The sequence below is a fragment of the Thauera sp. genome, from assembly GCF_034003485.1.
Taxonomy (GTDB): Bacteria; Pseudomonadota; Gammaproteobacteria; order Burkholderiales; family Rhodocyclaceae; genus Thauera.
On record NZ_JAVEYL010000028.1, the window covers coordinates 43,332 to 50,101 of the forward strand.

Annotated in this window: 3 protein-coding genes; 2 read left to right on the top strand and 1 reads right to left on the bottom strand. The window is 65.2% G+C overall.

Annotation, left to right across the window (positions count from 1 at the left end; all coding sequences use genetic code 11):
• Positions 1-138: 138 nt before the first annotated feature.
• Positions 139-2,919 carry an EAL domain-containing protein gene (locus RBT54_RS14800; protein WP_413788461.1) on the top strand — a complete coding sequence of 927 codons (2,781 nt, stop codon included), beginning with the start codon at positions 139-141 and terminating at the stop codon, positions 2,917-2,919.
• Positions 2,920-2,928: 9 nt separating this feature from the next.
• Here the strand turns inward: RBT54_RS14800 and RBT54_RS14805 are convergent, their stop codons facing one another.
• Positions 2,929-4,461: a fumarate hydratase gene (locus RBT54_RS14805; protein WP_320367828.1), complete on the bottom strand. Its 1,533-nt coding sequence runs from the start codon at positions 4,459-4,461 to the stop codon at positions 2,929-2,931.
• A 290-nt stretch (positions 4,462-4,751) separates the two neighbouring features.
• Here RBT54_RS14805 and acs point away from each other — a divergent pair, with 290 nt between their 5' ends.
• Entirely contained in the window at positions 4,752-6,716 is a 1,965-nt protein-coding gene (gene acs, locus RBT54_RS14810; protein WP_320367829.1) for an acetate--CoA ligase, read from the top strand.
• Positions 6,717-6,770 lie beyond the last annotated feature (54 nt).

The following is a 6,770-nucleotide window of genomic DNA, read 5'->3' on the forward strand; positions in this document are numbered from 1 at the left end:
GCACTCATGTCGAGCTTTGCATCCGCGTCACCTGAGGGGGCCAGCGCTGCCGCTGTAACCGGCATGCATGAGGGCGCGGGACTCGCATGCCCCGAGTCGGTGGGTGCGCTCGAGTGCAGGCTGCGACGGCAGGCGCAGATGCTGTCGGTGCTGAGCACGCTGCAGCGCGGGTTTCTGGTGGGTAATTCGTCGCGCGAGACCTTCGAACACATGCTCGAACAGCTCGTCGTACTCACCGGCAGCGAGTACGGTTTCATCAGCGAGGTCCTGTACGACGAGGCCGGCGCGCCGTTTTTGCGCATGCATGGGCTGAGCGACATCTCATGGAGCGAGGCGTCGCGCAGTGTGTTCGAGCGCATGCGCACGGGCGGCTTCGAGTTCCACAACCTCGACTCGCTGTTCGGCGCAGTGGTGCGCACCCAGGCCCCGGTGATCGCCAACCGCCCCGCAGCGGACACGCGCAGTGGTGGCGTGCCTCCGGGTCATCCGGAGCTGAGGGCCTTTCTGGGGCTGCCCCTGTTTCACGGCGGACAGATGATCGGCATGGTTGGGCTTGCCAACGCGCCCGGTGGTTACGATGAGGCGCTGCTGGCCGAACTCGAGCCGATGACCGCAACCTGCGCGAGCATGATCATCGCGCTGCGCATCGAGCAGGAACGCAAGCGCGTCGAAGACAGCCTGAACCGCCGGATCGCGTTCGAGCGCCTGGTGGCGCGGATCTCGTCCGAACTCATCCTCGCCCGTCCCGACGAGCTCGACGTTCACCTCGCGCGCGTGCTGCAGGAGGTGGGTTCGTTCGCCGACGCCGATCGCGCCTACGTCTTCCAGGTGAGCGCGGACGGGCTTTCGCTCAGCAACGCCTACGAGTGGTGCGCGCAGGGCATCGCGGCGCAGATCGACAATCTGCAGAATCTTCCCTTCGACGACGCGATGCTGTTCTGCCGCACGATCAAGCGCTTTGCGATCGTCGACTATCCGAGCGTCGGACGGCTCCCGGTCGAAGCCGCCGTTGATCGCGAGGTGCTCGAGGCGCAATCCATCCAGTCGCTGCTGGCGGTGCCGATGGTGGCGAACGGGCGTCTGGTGGGCTTCATCGGGCTCGATTCGGTGCGCAGCGAGCGCGTCTGGCTGGACGAGGAAAAGACGCTGATGACGCTGGTGGGCAACGCCTTTACCGGTGTGCTCGAGCGCAAACGCGCCGACGACAGCCTGCGCACGAGCGAGGCGCGCTATCGCTCGGTGGTCGAGAGTGTCAAGGAGGTGATTTTCCAGCTCGATGAGGTGGGGCGGTGGGTGTTCCTCAACCGCTCGTGGACCGACCTGACCGGGTATGCGGTCGCGGACACACTGGGCCGGAACTGTCTCGACTACGTGCATGCCGATGACCGCGAGCGGCACATGGATGTCCTGGAGCAGGTGTTGAGCGGAGAATTGGAAACCTGCTCGGAGGCGGTGCGCTATCTGTGTACGGGGGGCGGCTACCGCTGGCTCGAAGTGAGCGCGCGGCCGGTGGTCGATGCCGGCGCACGCGTGGTGGGGCTGTCGGGCACGCTCAACGACGTCACCAACCAGAAGGAGCACGAATCCCGCCTCGAGTACATCGCGCACTACGATTCCCTGACGGGGCTTCCCAATCGCGTGCTGCTCAATGACCGCCTGCAGCGCGGCATGGCTCAGGCCCGGCGGCGGGCGCAGCAGCTCGCACTGGCCTACATCGATCTCGACGGCTTCAAGGCCGTCAATGACACCCACGGCCACCACGTCGGCGATCAATTGTTGATGATGGTTGCTGCGCGCATGAAGACCACGCTGCGCGAGGGCGACACGATCTCGCGCCTGGGTGGAGACGAGTTCGTCGCGGTGCTGATCGACCTGCCCGACACCGAATCCTGCCTGCAGCTGACCCAGCGCCTGCTCGCCGCGGTAGCGCAGCCGGTGCCGCTGGCGGGGCACGAGATGAAGGTGTCGGCGAGCATCGGTCTGACCCTGTTCCCGCAGCCCGAAGATGTCGATGCCGATCAGCTCTTGCGCCAGGCCGATCTCGCGATGTACCAGGCCAAACTTGCCGGCAAGAATCGCTACCACGTCTTCGATACCGCCCAAGACCGCAGCCTGCGCGGCCAACACGAGAATCTCGCCCGCATCCGGCGTGGTCTGCGGGCAGGCGAGTTTCGCATGGTTTATCAGCCCAAGGTGAACATGCGCACCGGTGCGCTGGTGGGGGCGGAGGCCTTGATCCGCTGGGCGCATCCCGAGCAGGGCGAGCTCGAACCGGCGAGTTTCCTGCCGACGGTGGAGGGACACCCGCTGGCGGTCGAGCTTGGCGACTGGGTCATCGAGCAGGCGCTGGCGCAGGTCGCGGCGTGGAAACGGGAGGGGCTGGAGCTGGCGGTGAGCGTGAACATCAGCGCGCGTCACCTGCAGGCGCCGGATTTCATGATGCGGCTGCAATCGGCGCTGGCGCGGCACCCCGAGGTATGGCCGGGCAGCCTTGAACTGGAGGTGCTGGAGACGAGTGCGCTCGAGAGCATCACACAGATGTCGCGCATCGTGGAGGCGTGTGCCGCGATCGGCGTGTCATTCGCGCTGGATGATTTCGGGACGGGCTATTCGTCGCTCGCCTATCTCAAGCGCCTGCCGGCGGCGCGGCTCAAGATCGACCAGGTGTTCGTGCGCGGGATGCTGGAAGACGCCGAGGATCTGGCGATCCTGAAGGCGATCCTCGGGCTCGCCAGTGCCTTTGGGCGCGAGGTGATCGCGGAAGGCGTGGAGACGATCGAGCACGGCGAGCTGCTGCTGCAACTCGGCTGCGACACCGGCCAGGGCTACGGGATCGCGCGGCCGATGCCGGCCGGGCAGATTCCCGAATGGGCGGCGAGCTGGTCGCCGCCCCCGTCCTGGGTGCTTATGCCGCGGTGAGGTGGGTGCTTACGCCACGGTGACCGGGATCTTGCCGATCCTGGCCTGCCATTCCTTCGGGCCGGTGTTGTGCACGCTGGTGCCGTTGGCGTCGACTGCGACCGTCACCGGCATGTCCTGCACGGTGAATTCGTAGATCGCTTCCATGCCGAGGTCCTCGAAGCCGACGACCTTCGCTTCCTTGATCGCCTTCGACACCAGGTAGGCCGCACCGCCGACGGCCATCAGGTAGGCCGACTTGTTGTCCTTGATCGCCTCGATTGCGACCGGGCCGCGCTCGGACTTGCCGATCATCGAGATGAGGCCGGTCTTCTCCAGCATCATGCGGGTGAACTTGTCCATGCGCGTGGCGGTGGTGGGGCCGGCGGGGCCGACGACCTCGTCACGCACCGGGTCGACCGGGCCGACGTAGTAGATGACGCGGTTGGTGAAGTCGACCGGCAGCTTCTCGCCCTTTTCCAGCATGTCGGCGATGCGCTTGTGTGCGGCGTCGCGGCCGGTGAGCATCTTGCCGTTGAGCAGCAGGATCTGGCCCGGCTTCCACGCGGCGACTTCTTCCTTGGTGAGTGTGTCGAGATTGACGCGGGTGGCGACGTTGGTGTCGGCCTTCCAGGTGACCTGCGGCCAGTCCTCGAGCCTGGGCGTCGGCAGATCGGCCGGGCCGGAGCCATCGAGGTGGAAGTGCACATGACGGGTGGCGGCGCAGTTGGGGATCATCGCCACCGGCAGGCTGGCGGCGTGGGTCGGGTAGTCCATGATCTTGACGTCGAGCACGGTGGTGAGGCCACCCAGGCCCTGGGCGCCGATGCCGAGTGCGTTGACCTTGTCCATGAGCTCGAGACGCAGCGCTTCCACGCGGCTGAGCTGGGCGCCCGCGGCGGCCTTCTCGCGCAGCTCGTGAATGTTCACCGGGTCCATCAGCGATTCCTTGGCCAGCAGCATCGCCTTTTCGGGCGTGCCGCCGATGCCGATGCCGAGGATGCCGGGCGGACACCAGCCCGCGCCCATGGTCGGCACGGTCTTGAGCACCCAGTCGACGATGGAGTCGGACGGGTTGAGCATGACCATCTTTGACTTGTTCTCGGAGCCGCCGCCCTTGGCCGCGCAGATCACCTCGACGTGATCGCCCTCGACGATCTCGTAGTGGACCACCGCCGGGGTGTTGTCCTTGCTGTTCTGGCGCTTGCCCGCCGGGTCGAGCAGCACCGAGGCGCGCAGCTTGTTGTCGGGGTCGTTGTAGGCGCGGCGCACGCCTTCGTTGATCATCTCCTGGACGCTCATCGTCGCGTCCCACTGCACGTTCATGCCGACCTTCAGGAACACCACCGCGATGCCCGTATCCTGACAGATCGGACGATGGCCTTCGGCGGCCATGCGCGAGTTGGTCAGGATCTGCGCGATCGCATCTTTCGCCGCCGGGCTTTCCTCGCGGGCGTAGGCTTCGCCGAGCGCCTGAATGTAGTCGAGCGGATGGTAGTAGCTGATGTACTGGAAAGCATCCGCGATCGACTGGATGAGGTCTTCTTGGCGAATGATCGTCATGGCGCTTGGTCTCCGGAATGACATGGGGGCAGAATGACGCAAACGGACCGAGTGGTCCGGAAAAGCTCAGGATTCTATCACCGGGGCGGCGTGCTCGTGTCTGGCGCGGCTGTGTAAGTCCTGTGTAAGATAGATATTCTTAAAATGCCGAGGTTTCAAAGGCATTCGAGCGCCAGGGAGAGCGAAGGTCGTCCGGCCTCACTCCAATCCTGGCGGTTTATAGGCTGGATCCAACCAGCCCACCCGCAAGGGTCAGCTTCAACCATTTGAACAGTTGAGGAGAGGTGAGCATGTCCAACGATCAGCAAGTCCGCATTTACAACCCCTCGGAAGAGATGGTCAAGAACGCCGCAGTGTCCGGCATGGAAGGGTACCGTGCGCTGTGCAAGGAAGCCGAGGACGACTACGAGGGCTTCTGGGCCCGTCGCGCCAATGAAATGCTGGACTGGAAGGTGCCCTTCACCCAGGTCCTGGACGATAGCAACGCCCCCTTCTTCAAGTGGTTTGCCGACGGCAAGCTGAACGTTTCGTACAACTGCCTCGATCGCAACGTCAATAACGGCCTGGGCGACAAGGTCGCGGTGATCTTCGAAGCCGACAACGGCGAAGTCACCAAGGTCACCTACAAGGATCTGCTGGCTCGCGTCAGCAAGTTCGCCAACGCGCTACGCGGCATGGGTGTGAAGAAGGGCGACCGCGTCGTCATCTACCTGCCGATGTCGATCGAAGGCGTCGTCGCCATGCAGGCTTGCGCCCGCATCGGCGCCACCCACTCGATCGTCTTCGGCGGCTTCTCGGCTCAGGCCCTGCGCGACCGTATCGAAGATGCCGGCGCCGTTGCGCTGATCACCTCCGATGGCCAGCACCGCGGTGGCAAGGCCCTGCCGCTCAAGCCGATCGCCGACGAGGCGCTGTCGCTGGGCGGTTGCGACACCATCAAGAACGTCATCGTGGTCAAGCGCACCGGCAGCGACTGCAACATGGTCGCCGGTCGTGACACCTGGTTCCACGACGCCTGCGCGAGCCAGTCCGACGTGTGTGAGCCGGAATGGGTCGAGGCCGAGCATCCGCTGTTCATCCTCTACACCTCGGGTTCCACCGGCAAGCCGAAGGGCGTTCAGCACTCGTCCGGCGGCTACCTGCTGCAGGCCGTGATGTCGATGCGATACACCTTCGACATCAAGCCGAACGACATCTTCTGGTGCACCGCCGACATCGGCTGGGTCACCGGTCACACCTACATCACCTATGGCCCGCTGGCCTGCGGCGCGACCGAGATCGTGTTCGAGGGCGTGCCGACCTACCCGGACGCCGGCCGCTTCTGGAAGATGATCCAGGACCACAAGGTCAGCATCTTCTACACCGCGCCGACCGCGATCCGCTCGTTGATCAAGGCGGCCGACAACAACCCGACCGTGCATCCGAAGCAGTACGACCTGTCCAGCCTGCGTCTGCTGGGCTCGGTGGGCGAGCCGATCAACCCGGCGGCCTGGGAGTGGTACTACGAGAACGTCGGCAGCGGCCGCTGCCCGATCGTCGATACCTTCTGGCAGACCGAGACCGGCGCGCACATGATCACGCCGATGCCGGGCGCCACGCCGATGGTTCCGGGTTCGTGCACGCTGCCCTTCCCGGGCATCATGGCTGCGGTGGTCGACGAGACCGGTACCGAAGTGCCCTGGGGACAGGGCGGCATCCTGGTGGTCAAGAAGCCGTGGCCGTCGATGATCCGCACCATCTGGGGCGACCCCGACCGCTTCGTCAAGTCCTACTACCCGGCCGACTTCCAGGGCAAGCTCTACCTGGCGGGCGACGGTGCGATCCGTGATCTGGAAACCGGTTATTTCACCATCACCGGCCGTATCGACGACGTGCTGAACGTCTCGGGTCACCGCATGGGCACGATGGAAATCGAGTCGGCGCTGGTGGCACACGAGAAGGTTGCCGAGGCGGCCGTGGTCGGTCGTCCGGACGACCTGACCGGTGAGGCGATCGTCGCCTTCGTGGTGCTCAAGGGTGCGCGTCCGACCGGCGATGAGGCCGCGAAGATGATCAAGGAACTGCAGAACTGGGTGGGCCACGAGATCGGACCGATCGCCAAGCCCAAGGACATCCGCTTCGGCGAGAACCTGCCGAAGACCCGCTCGGGCAAGATCATGCGCCGCCTGCTGCGCCAGCTTGCCAAGGGCGAGGACGTCACCCAGGACACCTCGACGCTCGAGAACCCGCAGATCCTGGAACAGCTCAAGGGCTGATTTCCTGCCGGCCGGGCCGCAGCGGCCCGGCCGCGACCGAACGACAGGAGGAGG

Excerpts from the sequence above, each read along its gene's own strand:
- RBT54_RS14805 (WP_320367828.1), bottom strand. The coding sequence starts at position 4,461 with ATGACGATCATTCGCCAAGAAGACCTCATCCAGTCGATCGCGGATGCT.
- acs (WP_320367829.1), top strand. The coding sequence starts at position 4,752 with ATGTCCAACGATCAGCAAGTCCGCATTTACAACCCCTCGGAAGAGATG.
- RBT54_RS14800 (WP_413788461.1), top strand. The coding sequence starts at position 139 with ATGCTGTCGGTGCTGAGCACGCTGCAGCGCGGGTTTCTGGTGGGTAAT.